This window comes from Pseudomonas purpurea, from assembly GCF_039908635.1.
Classification (GTDB): Bacteria; Pseudomonadota; Gammaproteobacteria; order Pseudomonadales; family Pseudomonadaceae; genus Aquipseudomonas; species Aquipseudomonas purpurea.
On sequence record NZ_CP150918.1, the window covers coordinates 2142425 to 2162047 of the forward strand.

15 protein-coding genes and 3 pseudogenes are annotated in these 19623 nt (G+C 58.3%); 12 read left to right on the forward strand and 6 right to left on the reverse strand.

Annotation, left to right across the window (positions count from 1 at the left end):
* Window positions 1-44: 44 nt before the first annotated feature.
* Window positions 45-224, reverse strand: coding sequence for a PA1571 family protein (locus tag AABM54_RS09640; RefSeq protein WP_347905108.1), 180 nt, complete (start codon window positions 222-224; stop codon window positions 45-47).
* Between the two features lie 251 nt (window positions 225-475).
* On the opposite strand from AABM54_RS09640, the gene AABM54_RS09645 reads away from it, so the two are divergent.
* Window positions 476-2269, forward strand: coding sequence for an ABC transporter transmembrane domain-containing protein (locus AABM54_RS09645; protein WP_347906159.1), 1794 nt, complete (start codon window positions 476-478; stop codon window positions 2267-2269).
* Window positions 2270-2395: 126 nt separating this feature from the next.
* Here the strand turns inward: AABM54_RS09645 and AABM54_RS09650 are convergent, their stop codons facing one another.
* Both AABM54_RS09650 and AABM54_RS09655 read right to left on the reverse strand, forming a co-directional pair.
* On the reverse strand, window positions 2396-4324 hold the full coding sequence (locus AABM54_RS09650) for a transglycosylase SLT domain-containing protein (protein WP_347905109.1): 1929 nt from the start codon (window positions 4322-4324) through the stop codon (window positions 2396-2398).
* Between the two features lie 20 nt (window positions 4325-4344).
* Window positions 4345-4539: a hypothetical protein gene (locus tag AABM54_RS09655; RefSeq protein ID WP_347905110.1), complete on the reverse strand. Its 195-nt coding sequence runs from the start codon at window positions 4537-4539 to the stop codon at window positions 4345-4347.
* Here AABM54_RS09655 and AABM54_RS09660 point away from each other — a divergent pair.
* A complete protein-coding gene (locus AABM54_RS09660; RefSeq protein WP_347905111.1) occupies window positions 4538-6454 on the forward strand; it encodes an ATP-binding cassette domain-containing protein in 1917 nt (638 codons plus the stop codon). The two genes, AABM54_RS09655 and AABM54_RS09660, sit on opposite strands and share 2 nt — an antisense overlap.
* A gap of 191 nt (window positions 6455-6645) precedes the next feature.
* Here AABM54_RS09660 and AABM54_RS09665 read toward each other — a convergent pair.
* A pseudogene (locus AABM54_RS09665) lies at window positions 6646-7084 on the reverse strand (universal stress protein).
* A 104-nt stretch (window positions 7085-7188) separates the two neighbouring features.
* Here AABM54_RS09665 and AABM54_RS09670 point away from each other — a divergent pair.
* The 9 genes and pseudogenes from AABM54_RS09670 (at window position 7189) to AABM54_RS09710 (ending at window position 17297) form a co-directional block, all read left to right on the forward strand.
* A complete protein-coding gene (locus tag AABM54_RS09670) occupies window positions 7189-7626 on the forward strand; it encodes a hypothetical protein (protein WP_347905113.1) in 438 nt (145 codons plus the stop codon).
* 550 nt (window positions 7627-8176) lie between these two features.
* Window positions 8177-10325 (forward strand): annotated as a pseudogene (gene fadB, locus AABM54_RS09675) (fatty acid oxidation complex subunit alpha FadB).
* Between the two features lie 29 nt (window positions 10326-10354).
* Window positions 10355-11530, forward strand: coding sequence for an acetyl-CoA C-acyltransferase FadA (fadA, locus tag AABM54_RS09680; protein ID WP_347905114.1), 1176 nt, complete (start codon window positions 10355-10357; stop codon window positions 11528-11530).
* 98 nt (window positions 11531-11628) lie between these two features.
* Window positions 11629-11865 carry a DUF1653 domain-containing protein gene (locus AABM54_RS09685; RefSeq protein WP_347905115.1) on the forward strand — a complete coding sequence of 79 codons (237 nt, stop codon included), beginning with the start codon at window positions 11629-11631 and terminating at the stop codon, window positions 11863-11865.
* A 114-nt stretch (window positions 11866-11979) separates the two neighbouring features.
* Entirely contained in the window at window positions 11980-14607 is a 2628-nt protein-coding gene (gene topA / locus AABM54_RS09690; protein WP_347905116.1) for a type I DNA topoisomerase, read from the forward strand.
* A gap of 139 nt (window positions 14608-14746) precedes the next feature.
* Entirely contained in the window at window positions 14747-15268 is a 522-nt protein-coding gene (locus AABM54_RS09695) for a DUF6586 family protein (protein ID WP_347906160.1), read from the forward strand.
* 52 nt (window positions 15269-15320) lie between these two features.
* A complete protein-coding gene (locus AABM54_RS09700; RefSeq protein ID WP_347905117.1) occupies window positions 15321-16355 on the forward strand; it encodes a hypothetical protein in 1035 nt (344 codons plus the stop codon).
* Between the two features lie 3 nt (window positions 16356-16358).
* Window positions 16359-16916 carry a LemA family protein gene (locus AABM54_RS09705; protein WP_347905118.1) on the forward strand — a complete coding sequence of 186 codons (558 nt, stop codon included), beginning with the start codon at window positions 16359-16361 and terminating at the stop codon, window positions 16914-16916.
* 147 nt (window positions 16917-17063) lie between these two features.
* The gene (locus tag AABM54_RS09710) at window positions 17064-17297 is read left to right on the forward strand and encodes a hypothetical protein (RefSeq protein WP_046041430.1); all 234 of its coding nucleotides are present in this window, start codon (window positions 17064-17066) and stop codon (window positions 17295-17297) included.
* Between the two features lie 105 nt (window positions 17298-17402).
* On the opposite strand, the pseudogene sulA reads toward AABM54_RS09710, so the two are convergent.
* Together sulA and lexA are read right to left on the reverse strand one after the other, a co-directional pair.
* A pseudogene (sulA, locus tag AABM54_RS09715) lies at window positions 17403-17877 on the reverse strand (SOS-induced cell division inhibitor SulA).
* Between the two features lie 10 nt (window positions 17878-17887).
* Window positions 17888-18496 (reverse strand): transcriptional repressor LexA, encoded by a 609-nt coding sequence (gene lexA, locus AABM54_RS09720; RefSeq protein ID WP_339544700.1) that lies wholly within the window; start codon window positions 18494-18496, stop codon window positions 17888-17890.
* Window positions 18497-18748: 252 nt separating this feature from the next.
* Between lexA and AABM54_RS09725 the strand changes: the two genes are divergently transcribed.
* On the forward strand, window positions 18749-19456 hold the full coding sequence (locus tag AABM54_RS09725) for a TetR family transcriptional regulator (RefSeq protein WP_347905119.1): 708 nt from the start codon (window positions 18749-18751) through the stop codon (window positions 19454-19456).
* The last annotated feature ends 167 nt before the right edge of the window (window positions 19457-19623 follow it).

Consider the following 19623-nt stretch of genomic DNA (forward strand, 5'->3'; position numbering starts at 1 on the left):
AAAACCCGGCCAATCAGGGCCGGGTCAAGAAGACGGTGGCTATATCACTTTTGTTCGGCAGGCTTGACCAATCGCTGTTCCAGTTCGCGGCACGCGTTCCGGATCATGTCTTCAGTGATCGGTACTTCGCGCCCTTGAGCGTCGATAATGGCGCACCCCAGAGACTGGTGCGGCTGAGTGCGGATCACTTGAATCTTGTCATCGCTGCGGTGTTGCAAGGACATGGCCTGTCTCCTCATCAGGGGGTGCTGTTACTTTAAATGCGCCACATGAACAGGCTGTGACAGTTGCGGGCCTGCTCCATGACGTCTTCTTCAGTCCACCAGAAATCCTGGTGCCCTGCCAGTCGGACTTTAGACCATTAACATCTAGGCTCTAGTGTCAGTGGTCATAATTAACCTGACTCATTGTGATTTACCGCGGGTTGAGCGATGCAGGCTTGATCACGTTTGAATCTTTCAGAGTGTTCTACCGGATGATCCTGATGCTTTCTGCCCGTCACCGTCGCGCCATTCGCCTGGCCAGTCATTTCATTGCGCCCTACCGTTGGCCGGCGCTGGGTGCCTTGCTGGCCCTGATCGTCACGGCCGGCATCACCTTGTCCATGGGGCAGGGCATTCGCCTGTTGGTGGATCAGGGTTTCATGACCCAGTCGCCGCACCTGCTGAACCAGTCCATTGGCCTGTTCATGCTGCTGGTGCTGGGCCTGGCCATCGGCACATTTGCGCGGTTCTATCTGGTGTCATGGATCGGCGAGCGCTGCGTGGCGGACATTCGTCGTCAGGTGTTCAACCACCTGATCTACCTGCATCCGGGTTTTTACGAGAACAACCGCAGCTCCGAAATCCAGTCGCGCCTGACCGCCGACACCACGTTGCTGCAATCGGTCATCGGCTCCTCGCTGTCGCTGTTCTTGCGCAATGCCCTGATGGTGATCGGCGGGATTGTCCTGCTGTTCATCACCAACCCCAAACTCACCAGCATCGTGGTGGTGGCATTGCCGCTGGTGCTGGCGCCGATTCTGATTTTCGGCCGGCGGGTGCGCGGCCTGTCGCGCTTGAGCCAGGACCGGATTGCCGATGTCGGCAGCTACGTCTCCGAAACCCTTGGCCAGATCAAGACCGTGCAGGCTTACAACCATCAGGTGCAGGACGAGCAGCGTTTCGCGGTCACGGTGGAAGAGGCGTTCAACACTGCACGCAAGCGCATCGTCCAGCGCGCGTGGCTGATTACGCTGGTGATCATGCTGGTGCTCGGTGCGGTCGGGGTGATGCTCTGGGTCGGCGGCATGGACGTGATCGCCGGGCGGATCTCCGGTGGCGAACTGGCGGCGTTCGTCTTCTACAGCCTGATCGTTGGCAGCGCCTTCGGGACCCTGAGCGAAGTGATCGGTGAGTTGCAGCGAGCGGCCGGCGCGGCCGAGCGGATTGCCGAACTGTTGCGTTCGGAAAACATCATTCAGCCGCCGGCAACCGGTCTTGTGACCTTGCCTGAGCGGGTGCGTGGTGAGTTGCAGTTGCAGGCTGTGCGGTTTTCCTATCCCTCGCGTCCTGAAAGCTATGCCGTCGACGGTTTGAGCTTGAGCATCAAGGCCGGTGAAACCCTGGCACTGGTCGGGCCTTCGGGCGCGGGCAAGTCGACGGTCTATGACCTGTTGCTGCGTTTCTACGATCCGGCCGAAGGCGCAATTCTGATCGATGGCGTGCCGTTGACCCAACTCGATCCGCTGGACCTGCGCCGCTGTTTTGCCTTGGTTTCGCAAAGCCCTGCGTTGTTTTTTGGCAGTGTCGAAGAGAACATCCGCTACGGCAACCCGACCGCGACGCTGGAGCAGGTCAAGGACGCGGCGAAGATTGCCTACGCCCACGACTTCATCGAAAAAATGCCCGACGGCTACCAGACTCACCTGGGTGACGGCGGTCTCGGCCTTTCGGGTGGTCAGCGTCAACGCCTGGCCATTGCTCGTGCGTTGCTGGTGGATGCGCCGATTTTGCTGCTGGACGAAGCCACCAGCGCCCTTGATGCCCAGAGCGAACACCTGATCCAGCAAGCCTTGCCGAGCCTGATGAAGAACCGCACCACGCTGGTCATCGCTCATCGGTTGGCCACGGTAAAGAACGCCGACCGGATCGCAGTGATGGACCAGGGCAAGCTCGTCGCAGTGGGCACCCATCAGGAGCTGATCGCCAGCAATGCGCTGTATGCACGGCTGGCGGCGTTGCAGTTCAACGATGGGCGAGACGTCTCGACCGATTCGGTCAGCCACTAAGCGCCCGGCATGCCTGGCGCCTGCGAAAGGCGACGCCCATAAAAATGCCCGCATCGAGAGATGCGGGCATTTTTCTTGCGATCCCAATTGAACCGCTTGCAGCGTGTGGCTTAACGCTTGCCGCTGTTACTGATCATCAAAGTACCGCTCATGCCAGTCCACCAGCGGCTGTGGCGAGTTGAGCTTCTGGCCGTAGATCACCGAGTAGGACAACACGTTCTGCACGTACTGGCGGGTTTCGTCGAACGGGATGCTTTCCACCCAGACGTCGAAGCTCAAGTGATCGGCACCGCGCAACCATTGGCGCACGCGGCCGGGGCCGGCGTTGTAGGCTGCCGAAGCGAGCACGCGGTTGCCATTGAACTGGCTGTGAACCTGGCTCAGGTAAGCGGCGCCGAGCTGAATGTTTTTGTCCGGGTCGAGCACTTGCTGCGGCGAGGCCAGGGGAATGCTGAACTTGCGCGCGGTTTCCTTGGCGGTGCCCGGCATTAACTGCATCAGGCCGCTGGCGCCGACGCCGGAGCGGGCGTCGTCCATGAAGGCGCTTTCCTGGCGGGTGATGGCGAACACCCAGCTCGAATGCAGGCCACGGACCTTGGCTTCACGCACGAGTGTGTCGCGGTGGGCCATCGGGAAGCGGATATCCAGGTCGTCCCAGTATTGCGCCTGACTGATGGTGCGGATGGCCGGGAAGTACCATTTCAGGTCGTAGGCCAGTTTGGCTTGGGCAACCATTTCGTCACGGCTGAAGTGGCGGCTGACGTGATACCACTCGCGACGGCCATCGACGATCTGCCCGCGAGCGTGGAACTCCAGCGCGCGGCGCACGCCCGGCGTATTGCGGACCTTATTGACCAGTGTCTGGCTCAGCACCAGCGGTTTGTTGGTCAGCGAGTAAGCCGATTTGGAACGGTCAGCGGCCAGGAATCCGTAGAAGTCACGCTCGCGAGCGAGGTTTTTGTACAGGGTTTGGGCTTCCGGGTTTTGCGGCTGGGCCAGTTCGAGGCTGCGGGCCTGCCAGTAGCGCCAGCGGTTGGTGGTGGCGAGGTCTTGCGGCAAGCGACGGGTCAGTTGATACGCGTCGTCCCAGCGTGCCAGGCGCAGCAACAGGCGCAGGCGCCATTCGGACACGGTGTTGTCGCGCAGCTCCGGGTCGTACTTGGTCATCACGTCGAGGGCGCGACTGTCGAAACGTCGGGCCAGGGTGAGGCCGATTTCCCGGGCAATGGCGACTTTTTCGTCGCGGGAGAAGTGCATGCTGCTGGCATAGCTGTCGAGCAGGTCCATCGCCTTGTCCGGGTCCTGGCGCGCCAGGCGCCGCAGGCCAAGGCTGACCACATCAGACATGGCCTCGTCGGCCGGGGTAAAGCGTGAAGGCTGGCTGAGCAGTTCGGGTTTCTGCGCGACGTCGACCAGCAACCGGCCGCGTGGGGCGAGGGTGCTCAGGCCATTGGTCAGGCTGCTGGCCAGTGCGTAGTTACGTGCCTGAGCCGCCAGCTTGACCCGCTCCCAGCGTTTTTTCTCGGTCAGTTGGCCTTCGGCGGCCCATTGCGTGAATAGCGCGTCACACGCGGCTGGCTGGGACTTGCCGGTCAGCCAGAGCTTTTCGGTATTGGCGTAGCCTTCGGACTTCAGGTTGTGGCTGATCTGGTACTGGGCATTGAGGCAGTCCAGCTCAGTGAAGTTGAGCTTGGGGTCGTAATACTTGACGAAGGTCGCCCATTCGCCACGATCCGCCAGCCAGCGCAACCAGCGCAGTTTCATCCAGTTGGCCTGGGGCAGGTCGCCGTGCTCGGCGAGAAACTTCTCGATTTCGGCGTTGCTCGCGGTTTTCAGGCGCGCGGTCAGTTCGTCATAGGCCAGGTACGGCTCCAGCGGGTAATCGCTGAGGGCCTGGCCGTAGCGAAAATACGGGCCGGTATCACCCTTGGCCAAGGCACGCTTGGCCTCATCGTAATACTGGCGCTGGGTGGACAGGTCCACGGCCTGGGCGGACTGAACGGCAGTGGCCGAGAGAAGCAGACAAGATAAAAAGCTGAAAAGGCGACTGCGCATGAGACATCCGGGCAGAGAAATCATGACAAGTGCCAGCAGGTGCCAGCACTGATTGCCTGTAGCTTAGCCTTTTGCCAGTAACCGGCGAAAGCTTTGCCGGCCTGTCGGCACAAGTTCGCAACAATTGTGGTGCAGAGTGCTTCGAAGATGAAAATGCCGGCCTTCTGAAGCCCCAAGTCAGGTAGAATGCGCGCCCGGTTTTTGGAGAAGCTCATGACCCTGCTCAAATTCAGCGATGTGTCCCTTGCTTTCGGCGCTATGCCGTTGTTGGACAAGGTGTCCTGGCAGATCGCCCGTGGTGAGCGGGTGTGCATCATCGGCCGCAACGGCACTGGCAAGTCCAGCATGATGAAGCTCGTCAAAGGCGATCAGAAGCCTGATGACGGCTCCGTTTGGCGCGCACCAGGCCTCAAGATCGGCGAATTGCCGCAAGAACTGCCGGTGGCCGACGAGCGGACCGTGTTCGACGTGGTGGCCGAAGGTCTGGACGGTGTGGGCGAGTTGCTCGCGCAGTACCACCACCTGAGCCAGAACATCGTCACCGACGCCGACCTGGACAAGCTGATGCATGTCCAGCATGACCTCGAAGCCCGTGATGGCTGGCGTTTGCAGCAATTGGTCGACAGCACTCTCAGCCGCCTGCAATTGCCAGCCGACAAGACCCTCGCCGAGTTGTCCGGCGGCTGGCGTCGTCGCGTCCTGCTGGCTCAGGCCCTGGTGTCCGAACCGGATCTGTTGCTGCTCGACGAACCGACCAACCACCTGGACATCGGTGCCATCGCCTGGCTGGAAGAGGCGTTGAAAGATTTCCAGGGCGCCGTGCTGTTCATCACGCACGACCGTTCCTTCCTGCAAAACCTTGCTACCCGCATCCTGGAACTGGATCGCGGCGGCCTGATCGACTGGAACGGCGACTACGCCAGCTTCCTCGTTCACAAGGAAGCCACGCTGGCGGCTGAAGAGACCGCCAACGCGTTGTTCGACAAGAAACTGGCCCAGGAAGAAGTCTGGATCCGCCAGGGCATCAAGGCTCGTCGTACCCGTAACGAAGGTCGCGTTCGCGCCCTCAAGGCGTTGCGCGTCGAGCGTAGCGAGCGTCGTGAGCGCACCGGCAAGGCCAACATTCAGCTGGATACCGCTGACAAGTCCGGCAAGCAGGTAATGGTCCTCGAGAACGTGAGCTTCGCTCACCCGGATGGCCCGTTCCTGATCAAGGATTTCTCCATGGTCTTGCAGCGTGGCGACCGTATCGGTCTGCTGGGCGCCAACGGTACCGGCAAAACCACGTTGCTGAAGCTCATGCTCAGCGGTTTGCAGCCAACCAGCGGCACGGTTGAAGAGGGCACCCGGATCGACGTGGCCTATTTCGACCAGTTGCGCCATCAGTTGGACCTGGAAAAGACCGTGATCGACAACGTCGCTGAAGGTCGTGATTTCATCGACATCGACGGTCAGAGCCGCCACGTGTTGAGCTACCTCGGCGACTTCCTGTTCAGCCCGCAGCGTGCCCGTACGCCGGTCAAGGCGTTGTCGGGTGGCGAGCGTGCTCGTCTGTTGCTGGCCAAGCTGTTCAGCAAACCGGCTAACTTGCTGGTCCTCGACGAACCGACCAACGACCTCGATGTGGAAACCCTCGAGCTGCTGGAAGAGGTCCTGCTGACCTTCAACGGTACTGTGCTGATGGTCAGCCACGACCGGGCATTCCTCGACAACGTGGTCACCAGCACGCTGGTCTTCGAAGGTGAAGGCAAGGTGCGCGAGTACGTCGGTGGCTACCAGGACTGGCTGCGTCAGGGCGGCTCGCCGCGCCTGTTGGGCGTGACCGAGAACAAATCCGGCAAGGCCGAGCTGAACTCTGCAGTGGTCGCTGCCGCACCTGCGCCCGTAGCGGCAGTAGACGCGCCGGTGGCCAAGAAGAAACTCAGCTACAAGCTGCAGCGCGAGCTGGAAGCATTGCCGGGTGACATCGACGCCAAGGAACAGCAGATTGCTGCGGTGCAAGCCGAAATGGCTGATGCCGGTTTCTATCAGCGCCCGGCTGCGGAGACTGCCAAGGTGATCGCTCAGGTCGAGCAATTGCAGGCTGAGCTGGATGTATTGGTGGAGCGTTGGGCCGAGCTGGATGCCTGATTGATCCTGCAATGAAAAAGCCCGGCGTTCAGTGATGAACGCCGGGCTTTTCATATGGAATACGATCTACTGAGCTGGCATAGATCCAATGTGGGAGCGGGCTTGCTCGCGAAGGCTGCTTAACATTCAACAAATATGCTGACTGATACACCGTCTTCGCGAGCAAGCCCGCTCCCACATTGTCCGTGTTGTCAGCTTTTGATCAGGCGCACGGCCAGCACATCGCAGGGCGCACCGTGCAGCACGTCATTGGCGGTGGAGCCCAGCAGCAGCGCCAGGGCCGTGGCGGCCGTGGCTGCCGACGACGATCAGGTCGCAGGTCTGCTCCTTGGCCAGGTGATGGATTTCCTGTCGGGGCTGGCCGTAAGTCAGGTGGCTGCACTCCTGAGTCAGTTCAGGGTACTTGAGGATCAATCGATGAAGTCGCTCCTTGGCCTGATCGAACTGTTGCTGCTGCAATTGCGACAGGTCCATCGGCACGTCACCACCAAAGGCCATGGCCATCGGTTCGACAATGTGAACCAGGGACAGTTTGGCGCCGTTGCTGACCGATAATTCGCGGGCGCGGTGAATCACAGGATCGCACTCTTCGGTTAGATCTACGGCGACCAGGATGTGGTGGTAGGGCATGAGGTGCTCCTCCTGAGGATTGCGATAACGGTAAGTATGGCTGGTTTCAAGCGGATTGGTTCCGACGTGGATCAATGCGCCCATCAAGAATCGGGAGTACAGATATGACGGTCTGGATAGTGGTGTCAATCCTGGCGGTGGTCCTCAGCCCTTTGGCGTGGCTGCGTCCGTCCCGTGGCCAGAGCGGGCGGATGAACCTGCGCATGGAGGCCCGTCGCATTGGCCTGGCCATGCAGTTGGCGCCACAGGAATGGCCGCACTGGCTCGGTCAGGACGCGCCGAATCCGTGTGCGCAATACCATCGGCCGCGCCGTAGCTCCCGACCCGATTGCTGGAGCTACTGGCAGACGGCGCCGGGTGTGTGGGTCAATCAGTGGCGAGAAGTTTGTCAGGATGAGTCCTTGCTGGTTCATTTCGGGAAATTGCCCGCTAACGTCTACAAGATTGAAGCAGACAAACAAATGATTGCCTTGTATTGGGGCGAGAAGGGCGAGGCGAGTGTTTTGCAGGAAATTGCCAGCGTACTCAAAGCCCTGGCCTGAGTGCTTGTATGGGAGTTGCCTTTCGCCTGGGCATAAAAAACCCGACATAATCATCGGGCTGAGACTGGCCAGGCAGGCCGGTAAACTGTTCAAACCATCACGTCCGCCGAGGCGTGGTGCCGTGCTTGCGTCAAGCGTTCGCTGATGGCGCTCCTGTTTTTTTACTTTCAAGATGCCTCAAGCGTAGCCGGTGAAAATCGGGTCTGCCGCGAATTAGGGCGACGTTTCTAACAATTGATTCTATGAATAGCTGCACATGCACCCGCATGTTGCAGATCTTCGTGGTACGGAAGTGACCGTAAAGTCGTGTTTAAACCCGCATTTTGGGCGATTGACAATTGTCGGAAATTCCGTGAAGGTGGCGTACCCAAATCAAACGGGCGTATGAATTGAGCGTTTGTATTACAGACAGCTCCTACAGAATCCCGACTATCGCGTTGGCGGGTGTGCCTGGTGGAATGGCGTTAGCATCGACGGTAACGTCCATGCCGAGCCAGAACGTCAGCGTCCGACGTGTACTGTTCAGCTTCCATATCGTGGAGATCAGTTGATGATTTACGAAGGTAAAGCCATCACGGTTAAGGCTCTTGAAAGTGGCATCGTCGAATTGAAATTCGATCTCAAGGGTGAGTCCGTCAACAAGTTCAACCGTCTAACCCTGAACGAATTGCGTCAGGCCGTAGACACCATCAAGGCAGATGCTTCGATCAAGGGTGTGATCGTCAGCAGTGGCAAGGACGTGTTCATCGTCGGCGCCGACATCACCGAATTTGTCGAGAACTTCAAGCTGCCTGATGCAGAGCTTGTTGCAGGCAACCTCGAAGCCAACAGGATTTTCAGCGATTTCGAAGACCTCAATGTCCCGACCGTAGCCGCGATCAACGGCATCGCTTTGGGTGGTGGTCTGGAAATGTGCCTGGCGGCGGACTACCGCGTCATGTCCACCAAGGCCAAGATCGGTCTGCCGGAAGTCAAACTGGGCATCTACCCAGGCTTCGGCGGTACTGTTCGCCTGCCGCGCATCATCGGTGCCGACAACGCCATCGAGTGGATTGCCGCTGGCAAGGAAAACCGTCCTGAAGACGCGCTGAAAGTCGGCGCAGTCGACGCTGTGGTCGCTCCAGAGAAACTGCAGGAAGCGGCCCTGGAGCTGATCAAGCGCGTCATCGCAGGCGAGTTCGATTTCAAGGCCAAGCGTCAGCCGAAGCTGGAAAAGCTCAAGCTGAACGCCATCGAGCAAATGATGGCTTTCGAAACCGCCAAAGGTTTTGTGGCTGGTCAAGCGGGCCCGAACTACCCGGCGCCGGTTGAAGCGATCAAGACCATCCAGAAAGCCGCGAACTTCGGTCGCGACAAAGCGCTGGAAGTTGAAGCCGCAGGTTTCGTCAAACTGGCCAAGACCTCTGCCGCGCAGAGCTTGATCGGTCTGTTCCTGAACGATCAGGAACTGAAGAAAAAAGCCAAGGCCTACGACGAAATCGCCAAAGACGTGAAGCAGGCTGCCGTACTCGGCGCCGGCATCATGGGTGGCGGTATCGCTTATCAGTCGGCCTCCAAAGGCACGCCGATCCTGATGAAGGACATCAACGAGCACGGTATCGAGCAGGGTCTGGCTGAAGCCGCCAAGCTGCTGGTCGGGCCGCGTTGATAAAGGTCGCATGACCCCGGCCAAAATGGCTGAAGTACTGAACGGCATTCGTCCGACCCTGTCCTACGGTGACTTCGGTCACGTGGATCTGGTGGTTGAAGCGGTCGTTGAGAACCCTAAGGTCAAGCAAGCCGTATTGGCCGAAGTCGAAGACAAGGTCAAAGAGGACACCATCCTCGCATCCAACACCTCGACCATTTCCATCACCTTGCTGGCCAAGGCCCTCAAGCGTCCGGAAAACTTCGTCGGCATGCACTTCTTCAACCCGGTGCACATGATGCCGCTGGTGGAAGTGATTCGTGGCGAGAAGTCCAGCGAACTGGCCGTTGCCACCACCGTTGCCTACGCCAAGAAAATGGGCAAGAACCCGATCGTCGTCAACGACTGCCCGGGCTTCCTGGTCAACCGCGTGCTGTTCCCGTACTTCGGCGGTTTCGCCAAGCTGGTCAGCGCCGGCGTGGACTTCGTCCGTATCGACAAGATCATGGAAAAATTCGGCTGGCCAATGGGCCCGGCATACCTGATGGACGTGGTCGGCATCGACACCGGCCACCACGGTCGTGACGTGATGGCTGAAGGCTTCCCGGACCGCATGAAGGATGACCGTCGTTCGGCCATCGACGTGCTCTACGAAGCCAAGCGCCTGGGTCAGAAGAACGGCAAGGGCTTCTACGCCTACGAGACCGACAAGAAGGGCAAGCAGAAGAAAGTCGCCGATCCGTCGGTACTCGAAGTGCTCAAGCCAATCGTCTTTGAACAGCGTGAAGTGTCTGACGAAGACATCATCAACTGGATGATGATCCCGCTGTGCATGGAAACCGTGCGTTGCCTGGAAGACGGCATTGTCGAAACCGCCGCCGAAGCCGACATGGGTCTGGTCTACGGTATTGGTTTCCCTCCATTCCGTGGCGGCGCGCTGCGCTACATCGATTCGATCGGTGTGGCAGCGTTCGTTGCCCTGGCTGACCAGTACGCTGATTTGGGCGCGCTGTACCACCCGACTGAGAAGCTGCGCGAGATGGCCAAAAACGGCCAGAGCTTCTTCGGTTAAGCGCCCAATCGACTAGAGCGAGAATATTTATGAGCTTGAATCCAAGAGACGTCGTGATTGTCGACTTCGGTCGTACTCCGATGGGCCGCTCCAAGGGCGGCATGCACCGCAACACCCGCGCCGAAGACATGTCGGCGCACCTGATCAGCAAACTGCTGGAACGTAACGTCAAGGTCGATCCGAGCGAAGTCGAAGACGTCATCTGGGGCTGCGTGAACCAGACCCTGGAGCAGGGCTGGAACATCGCCCGCATGGCGTCCCTGATGACCCAGATCCCGCACACCGCTGCCGGCCAGACCGTCAGCCGTCTGTGTGGCTCGTCCATGAGTGCCCTGCACACTGCTGCGCAAGCGATCATGACCGGTAACGGTGACGTTTTCGTGGTGGGCGGCGTCGAGCATATGGGTCACGTGAGCATGATGCACGGTGTCGATCCGAACCCGCACATGTCGCTGTACGCGGCAAAAGCCTCGGGCATGATGGGTTTGACCGCAGAAATGCTCGGCAAGATGCACGGCATCACCCGTGAGCAGCAGGATGCCTTCGGCGTGCGCTCCCACCAGCTCGCCCATAAAGCGACCCTGGAAGGCAAGTTCAAAGACGAAATCATCCCGATGCAGGGCTATGACGAGAACGGTTTCCTGAAACTGTTTGACTACGACGAAACCATTCGTCCGGAAACTACCCTGGAAAGCCTGGCGGCGTTGAAGCCGGCCTTCAATCCAAAGGGCGGCACCGTGACGGCGGGTACTTCGTCGCAGATCACTGATGGTGCTTCGTGCATGATCGTGATGTCGGCGCAGCGTGCTCAGGACCTGGGCATTGCGCCAATGGCGGTGATCCGTTCGATGGCAGTGGCGGGTGTGGATCCGGCGATCATGGGCTATGGTCCAGTACCGGCTACACAAAAAGCACTGAAGCGCGCGGGTCTGAGCATTGCCGATATCGACTTCTTCGAGCTCAACGAAGCTTTCGCCGCACAGGCCTTGCCTGTACTGAAAGATTTGAAAGTACTCGACAAGATGAACGAGAAGGTTAACCTGCACGGCGGCGCGATCGCCCTGGGTCACCCATTCGGTTGTTCCGGTGCGCGTATCTCCGGCACCTTGCTCAATGTGATGAAGCAAAATGGCGGCACCTTCGGTGTGTCGACCATGTGCATTGGCCTCGGCCAGGGCATTGCCACCGTCTTCGAACGCGTTTAAGCGTCTCGTTGAGGGAAGCCGGGGCCAAGTGCCCCGGTTTTTGTTTTTCCGAAGATTTTTTGTCTTTATTTTTATGAGCGTTGTGAGAGGGCCAAAGCATGAAAGTCGAACCTGGGCTCTATCAGCATTACAAGGGGCCGCAGTACCGCGTTTTCAGCGTTGCGCGGCATTCCGAGACCGAAGAAGAAGTGGTGTTTTACCAAGCACTGTATGGCGATTACGGCTTTTGGGTGCGTCCCTTGAGCATGTTCCTGGAGTCGGTCGAAGTTGACGGCGAACAGGTCCCGCGCTTTGCTTTGGTGCAGGCTGAACCGAGCCTTTTTTCAAGGCCATAAGCTGAGAGCGCGCAGAACCCTGCGCTTGACCTCACCTTGTTGCCACTATATATAGCGGTGCCGCGTCAGGCGCCAACCGCCTTTCACTTCTAGAATTCAGGAATTTTCTGATCCATGGGCAAATCGCTGGTCATTGTGGAATCCCCGGCTAAGGCCAAGACCATCAACAAGTATCTGGGTAACCAATACGTGGTGAAGTCGAGTATCGGCCATATCCGAGACCTGCCCACCAGCGGTTCGGCTAGCGCCAGCAAAGAGCCTGCCGCCAAGCGCGGCAAGGCCGCTGCAGGTGAAGTGCCGGCGCTGTCGCCGAAAGAGAAAGCGCGCAAGCAGCTGGTCTCGCGCATGGGGGTTGATCCGGACCATGGCTGGAAAGCCAAGTACGAGATCCTCCCGGGCAAGGAGAAAGTCATCGAAGAGCTGCGCCGGCTCGCCAAGGATGCTGACACCATCTATCTCGCAACGGACTTGGATCGCGAGGGGGAAGCCATTGCCTGGCACCTGCGCGAAGCCATCGGTGGTGATGACAGCCGCTACAAGCGCGTGGTGTTCAACGAAATCACCAAGAAGGCGATTCAGGAAGCCTTCTCCCAGCCGGGCGAGCTGGACATTGATCGGGTTAACGCTCAGCAGGCGCGTCGCTTCCTCGACCGCGTGGTGGGTTACATGGTTTCGCCACTGTTGTGGGCCAAGATTGCTCGTGGTCTGTCCGCAGGTCGCGTGCAATCGGTTGCCGTGAAACTGGTGGTGGAGCGTGAACGTGAAATTCGCGCGTTCAACCCGGAAGAATACTGGGAAGTACACGCCGACCTCGGTACCGCCAAGGGTGCTACCGTGCGCTTTGACGTGGCCCGCGAGAAAGGCGAAGCCTTCAAACCGCTGAACGAAACCCAGGCCATGGCTGCGCTGGAAAAGCTCAAGGCCTCCAGCTACAGCATCGTCAAGCGCGAAGACAAGCCGACCAGCAGCAAGCCATCGGCGCCGTTCATCACGTCGACCCTGCAACAGGCCGCGAGCAACCGTCTGGGTTTCGGCGTGAAGAAAACCATGATGATGGCCCAGCGCTTGTACGAAGCCGGCTACATCACTTATATGCGTACCGACTCCACTAACCTCTCGGCTGATGCCGTGACGATGGCGCGTACTTATATTGAAGACGAGTTCGGCAAGAAGTACCTGCCGGAAAACCCGAACGTCTACAGCAGCAAGGAAGGCGCACAAGAGGCTCACGAAGCGATTCGTCCGTCTGACGCCAATACCGAGCCAAGCAAGCTGTCGGGCATGGAGCGTGATGCAGAGCGGCTCTACGAGCTGATCTGGCGCCAGTTCCTGGCTTGCCAGATGCTGCCGGCCCAATACCTGTCGACCACGGTCACCGTGGGTGCCGGTGACTTCGAGTTGCGCGCCAAGGGCCGCATCCTGAAATTCGACGGCTACACCCGCGTCATGCCGCAAATCGCCAAGCCGGGCGACGATGATGTGTTGCCAGACATGGCCCAGGGCGATGCGATGAAGCTGATCAAGCTTGATCCCACCCAGCACTTCACCAAGCCGCCAGCACGTTACTCGGAAGCGAGCCTGGTTAAAGAAATGGAAAAACGCGGTATCGGTCGTCCTTCGACCTACGCGGCGATCATTTCGACCATTCAGGACCGCGGTTACGTTGCGCTGCACAACCGTCGCTTCTACTCGGAGAAGATGGGTGACATCGTCACCGAGCGCCTGTCCGAGAGCTTCTCCAATCTGATGGACTACGGCTTCACTGCCGGCATGGAAGAGAATCTCGATGACGTCGCCCAGGGCGAACGTGACTGGAAAAGCGTGCTCGACGAGTTCTACGGTGACTTCAAGAAAAAACTCGAAGTCGCCGAGAGCCCGGAAAGCGGCATGCGCGCCAACCAACCGGTCATGACCGATATTCCGTGTGTGACCTGCGGTCGCCCGATGCAGATTCGTACCGCATCGACCGGCGTGTTCCTCGGTTGCTCGGGCTACAGCCTGCCGCCGAAAGAACGCTGCAAGGCCACCGTCAACCTCGTGCCGGGCGATGAAATCGCGGCGGACGACGAGGGTGAATCGGAGTCGCTGGTGCTGCGTGGTAAACACCGTTGCCCGATCTGCAGCACCGCAATGGATGCGTACCTGCTGGATGAGAAGCGCAAGCTGCACATCTGCGGTAATAACCCGGATTGCTCGGGTTATGAGATCGAAGAGGGCAGCTATCGCATCAAGGGCTATGAAGGTCCAAGCCTGGAATGCGACAAGTGCGGCAGCGAGATGCAGCTCAAGACGGGTCGTTTCGGCAAGTTCTTCGGGTGCACCAATGCAACCTGCAAGAACACCCGCAAACTGCTGAAGAGCGGTGACGCGGCGCCGCCGAAGATGGACCCGGTGAAGATGCCGGAGCTCAAGTGCGAAAAGGTCAACGACACCTACATCCTGCGTGACGGTGCTTCCGGCCTGTTCCTGGCGGCCAGTCAGTTCCCGAAAAATCGCGAGACCCGTGCTCCGCTGGTGATCGAGATCGTGCCGCACAAGGATGAGATCGATCCGAAGTATCACTTCCTCTGCGAAGCGCCGAAGAAGGACCCGGACGGTCGTCCAGCGGTGATCCGTTACAGCCGCAAGACCAAAGAGCAGTACGTGCAGACCGAAGTCGACGGCAAGCCTACTGGCTGGAAAGCGTTCTACGACGGCGGCAAGTGGACGGTTGAAGACAAGCGTACCCCCGCAAAGGCTTAAAACGTCACTGCACTGAAAAGGCCGCATGACAACCTTCGGGTTTTCATGCGGCCTTTTGTTTTGTGCTTGCGGGAAGCGGAGGTGATCCATGACACTGTCCGGCCTGCGTGAAGTCTATTTCGTTGTGGAGATTGCCGTCATGGCCCACGAACTCTATACCCGTACCAATCAGAAAATTTACTTCGCTGGTCTATCGCTTGAGGCGCTGGCCCGGGCGGAAGAGGGGCGGGCGATGAATTCCCTGGCGCTGATTCAGGCGGGTCGCGAATCTACGCTGTTTCACCTGTACGGTGCGCTGCTGGGGCTGTGCCATGAAATCGCCGGTTTCTACCGTTTGCCGCAGGCCAATGCGCCACGGGCGGAGATGCTGCTGACGCGTGAAATCCTCGAAGCCATTGCCATCCCCGAGATGGCGGAGATGGTTGAGTTGGCACATAACCCCGAAACCTGGCTGGCGAAACTGCTCGCTGCCCACGCAGCGATGTTCCAGCCGCCGCGCGCGCCCCACAAACCCAAGGGCGATGTGACGCAGCCATTGATTGTGGCGGTCAATCTTGACGAAGAGCAGGCGCCGGAGTTGAGTCGTGAGGAGCTTGAGAGCTGGCGTCAGAACCTGAAAGGGTTGGCGATCCGCTTTCGCGAAGGTCTTAACGAGTGCTAGGCACATAACCGGATCGGGCACCGTGTGCCGTTGGTCTTTTCAGGGATGAAGCATGTCTTCTGTATTGCATAACAAGAAACTGCGTCAGCTCTTCGAACAGTCGAATGCAGACGTTGAAGCAGCCGCCAGCCCCTCGGATTTGCTTGATGTGATCAGGCGGATCGAAGCATTTGGTGGACCATTAGAGTTTGATAACGCCACGCCCAAGTTGTTTCGCAACATCGGTTTCGCGCTGATCGCGGCCACGGTGTTTTTCATACCGTTGCTGTTGTTCGGGCTTGGATTCTTGCTTGGCAGTTGGCTGGTAATGGATAACCGCTCAGGTCTGGTGGATGCACTTTCCAAAACAATCGCTCAAAAGTCGGCGATGTTTACCCATGGGTTGAATGAACGGTTCAATCCCGATGTGAGCGTTCTCGAGAGTCTGCGCGCAGAGTTCAAGGAGTTTCATCGAGGCTCCTACAGTCGCCAATTAATGAAAACGGTTCAGGGCACTTACCTCGGCGCGCTTCATGAACTGCCCTTCACTTACCAGCACTTTCAGTATGTAGATCGCGAAACCCGCGAAACCAAGGTGCCAGATGGCGCGGGCGGCACCAAGGTTGAAACCAAGACGATTGATAGCAAGTATGCACGGCATAGTCTGGTACTGAACTTTCCATGGATCGCGAACGTACGTGTACGCGGTGACCGGTTCGGGGCGCTGGACCTTGAAGAAACACTGGATACAACATCCAGTGAATTCAACCGTGCGTTTCACCTGACAGGCAAAACGCAGATGGCCTGTGCCCTCTTTGCCAAGCCGGCCACGGTATTGCACATGATGCAGCTCACTGAGCAGTTGAGCGACGTCAACCTGGAGTTTTCGGGTCAGGGGCGGCTGTGCCTGAGTTTCAGCGATACGGGTGTGCTTGAGGCGGAGGCATCACAGGGTCTGAAGAATTTACAGGGCTTTAATCGGCTTATCGAGACGGGCATCCGATTCCCTCGTCTGGACTTACTGCTGTTGTGGGTTCATCGATTGGCCGAGTTACACGACGACAATTTTGCGCCTTCCGCGAAAACCGTAAAAAACATGGAGTATTAGACGATGGGTTTGTTATTGATTATCGCGGTCGTGGTCGGGATTACCTTCTGGACCTGTTCCAACCGAATCATTGGCCGGCATAACCGTGCGCAGCGCGCCTGGGCTGATGTCCTGGTGTATGAGCGGCAGAAAACCAGGGTGCTTGATCTGCTTGAACAGCAGGTTGTGAGTTTCAAGGAGTACGAAGGCGCGCTGTTGGAAAAGATCACGGGTTTGCGCTCGGCCATTGGCAGGTTGCCGCAGGAGGCCAATGGTGGGGCTCTATTGCCCGTTCAGCTGGGTACGCGGGAATTGTTGGCAGGATTGAACGTGGCATTTGAGGCTTATCCAGAACTCAAAGCCAATGAATTGGTTAACAGCTTCATGCGGGAAATCACCGAGCAGCAAGAAAATATTGGTGCGGCGATTACCCTCTTCAACAGTGCGGTAGAGGTTTTCAACAATTCGATCCAGATGTTCCCCGGCTCCATTGTTAATGGCTTCCTCAATAAAAAGTCGGTGATCGTGCCATTTTCTGACTCCCAGGCTTCAGCGGCTTTTGAGTACAAGCCGAATTTTTGAAGGCGGGGGCATTAGAGGGCGATCGGCGGGAATGACCGGCTGCAAGAGACTTTTCGGAACGGTTGGCTGATGACCGTTCCTCAAGATCCCGAGCGAAGCCTGGCCGATGCCTATATAATCCCGGCCTTTCGTGGAGAACAGACCTTTATGCCAACGTCCTTTCTAGAAATTGTCGAGTTACCAGACGGCCGTATCGAGCTGCGCAGGGCCGAGGACGAGGGTTCTCTGGTTACTTTGGATTTCTCCGAGGATGCCAAGGCTTTCTTGCAGGGCCAGCACGTTGAAGTCGCCAAGGCGATGTTGAGCGTTGGAGTGCAGATGGCGGGACGCCTGGTTGAAGGTGAATTCGACAAAGAAGAAGGGTCGCGGGTTCTTCACTGATTCCGTTTGTCGGTTTTTGGTAAGAGATTATCGCTGCTCGGTTTTTCAGATCGGCTTCTCTGTCCTGGAGAAGCCCTGTGTCTTCAAGTGCACATTACGTGACACTTAACCCAGTCGAATATTCAGACTTTGTGCCTCTCCGATACGGGCGGCGCTGATCAACTGTTGCCGGGAGGCGCTGTTTAGTGGGTTCAACCAGCTGACGACGGTGTGACTGCGCCCCAGGCGTAACGCTTCGCAGGTCAGTTGCAGAGCGCTTTGTGTGCCGCGCGGTTGCAAAAGCAGGATGCGCTCGCGGTTCAGGGCCGGCGTCACGCAACCAGGTTTGAGTCAGGCTCGCCGGTGGTGCAATCAGTGTCAGCCAGCGAGCGTCCTGCTCCTGGCTCAGCTCTCTGAGGATGGGCGCCAGCAGGCTCAGGCAGTTCCCGGCGGCACCACGCAAAGACAGTTCGCTGAATACTTCGGGCTCGGCGATCCAGGGGGACTGCACTGTCTCTTTCAGGGTTGGCGCCAACGGTTGAACCATGAAGGCTTCGAACAAGGTCAGTTGTGCCTGCTGTGGTAGATGTGGGAACTGCATAAAGCCTCCTTTAACGGCGGATGACGCCGACGCTCAAGCCTTCGATCACCAGATCCTGATCTTTCAGATTCACCTCGATAGGCGCGAACTCAGGGTTTTCGGCAATCAGCCAGACTTTGCTGCCGTCGCGCTTGAAGCGTTTTACCGTCACCTCATCACCGATCCGTGCCACAACGATTTGGCCATTGCGGGCTTCGCGGGTGGTATGGACAGCCAGCAGGTCGCCATCAAAAATGCCGACGTCCTTCATGCTCATGCCATGCACGCGCAACAAATAATCAGCGCGAGGGTGGAAGAAGGCAGGGTTGATGTTGCAGGATTCTTCGATGTGTTGCTGGGCCAGAATCGGCGCGCCCGCGGCCACCCGGCCAATGATCGGCAAGGTGGATTCGTCAGCCTTGGCTTCAAAACCCGGAATGCGAATGCCACGAGACGCGCCGGGCGTCATTTCGATAGCGCCCTTGCGGGCCAGCGCCTTGAGGTGTTCTTCCGCCGCGTTGGGCGATTTAAAACCCAGTTCCAAGGCGATTTCCGCGCGGGTTGGCGGATAGCCGTTGTCTTCGAGGCAGCGTTTGATAAAAGCCAGAATCTCAGCTTGGCGGGGCGTCAGTTTTAGCATGTCGATCGCTCTGTCTTTTTATACAGTGACTGGGATTATATACAGTGAAGAATTCTTGGCAATCCTCGATTTTTTGCCGTCCGCTGGACGGTCGTCCTGCAGATCGTCGGTCCAGCGTCTGTAGGACTGACTACAGCTTTCAACAGGTATGGTTAAATAGCTGACCGACCATTCGCAAAACGAACTGCCAGCCTTGACAAGACACAAGCTGAAACGTATGTTTCAAACAAGTGTTTGTCAGGCGGAGTAGCCATGGCCCAGTCGGAAACCGTAGAACGCATTCTTGATGCTGCCGAGCAGTTGTTCGCGGAAAAAGGGTTTGCTGAAACTTCATTGCGGCTGATCACCAGCAAGGCCGGTGTCAATCTGGCGGCGGTGAACTATCACTTCGGCTCGAAAAAAGCGCTGATCCAGGCGGTGTTTTCGCGTTTTCTCGGGCCGTTCTGCATCAGCCTCGATCGTGAGCTGGAGCGTCGTCAGGCCAAGCCTGACAACAAGCCTTCGCTGGAAGACCTGCTGGAAATTCTTGTAGAGCAAGCGCTGGTCGTGCAGCCCCGCAGTGGCAACGATCTTTCCATATTCATGCGTTTGCTGGGGTTGGCGTTCAGCCAGAGCCAAGGCCATTTGCGGCGTTACCTGGAAGACATGTACGGCAAGGTTTTCCGTCGTTACATGCTGCTGGTCAACGACGCGGCACCGCGTATTCCGCCTATCGAACTGTTCTGGCGCGTGCATTTCATGCTCGGCGCGGCCGCGTTCAGCATGTCGGGGATCAAGGCCTTGCGTGCTATCGCCGAGACTGACTTCGGTGTGAATACTTCCATTGAGCAGGTGATGCGCCTGATGGTGCCGTTTCTGGCGGCTGGCATGCGCGCCGAAACCGGCGTCACTGACGACGCCATGGCCGCCGCCCAGTTGCGCCCTCGCAGCAAGTCGGCGCCGGTGGCCGCCAAGGTTTAGTGGCACACGGGTGGGCGCGGCAGCTTACATCCGCTAAGCTAGCCGCCCATGCCGACTCTCGTTTCAGACCCGCTCCAATTTCCTTTTGCAGACCACGTCCCACCGGGCATTGCCCTTGGTGGCGAAGTCGTGCGTCTGCGCCGGGCCGGGTTCTTCAAAGATGCGCC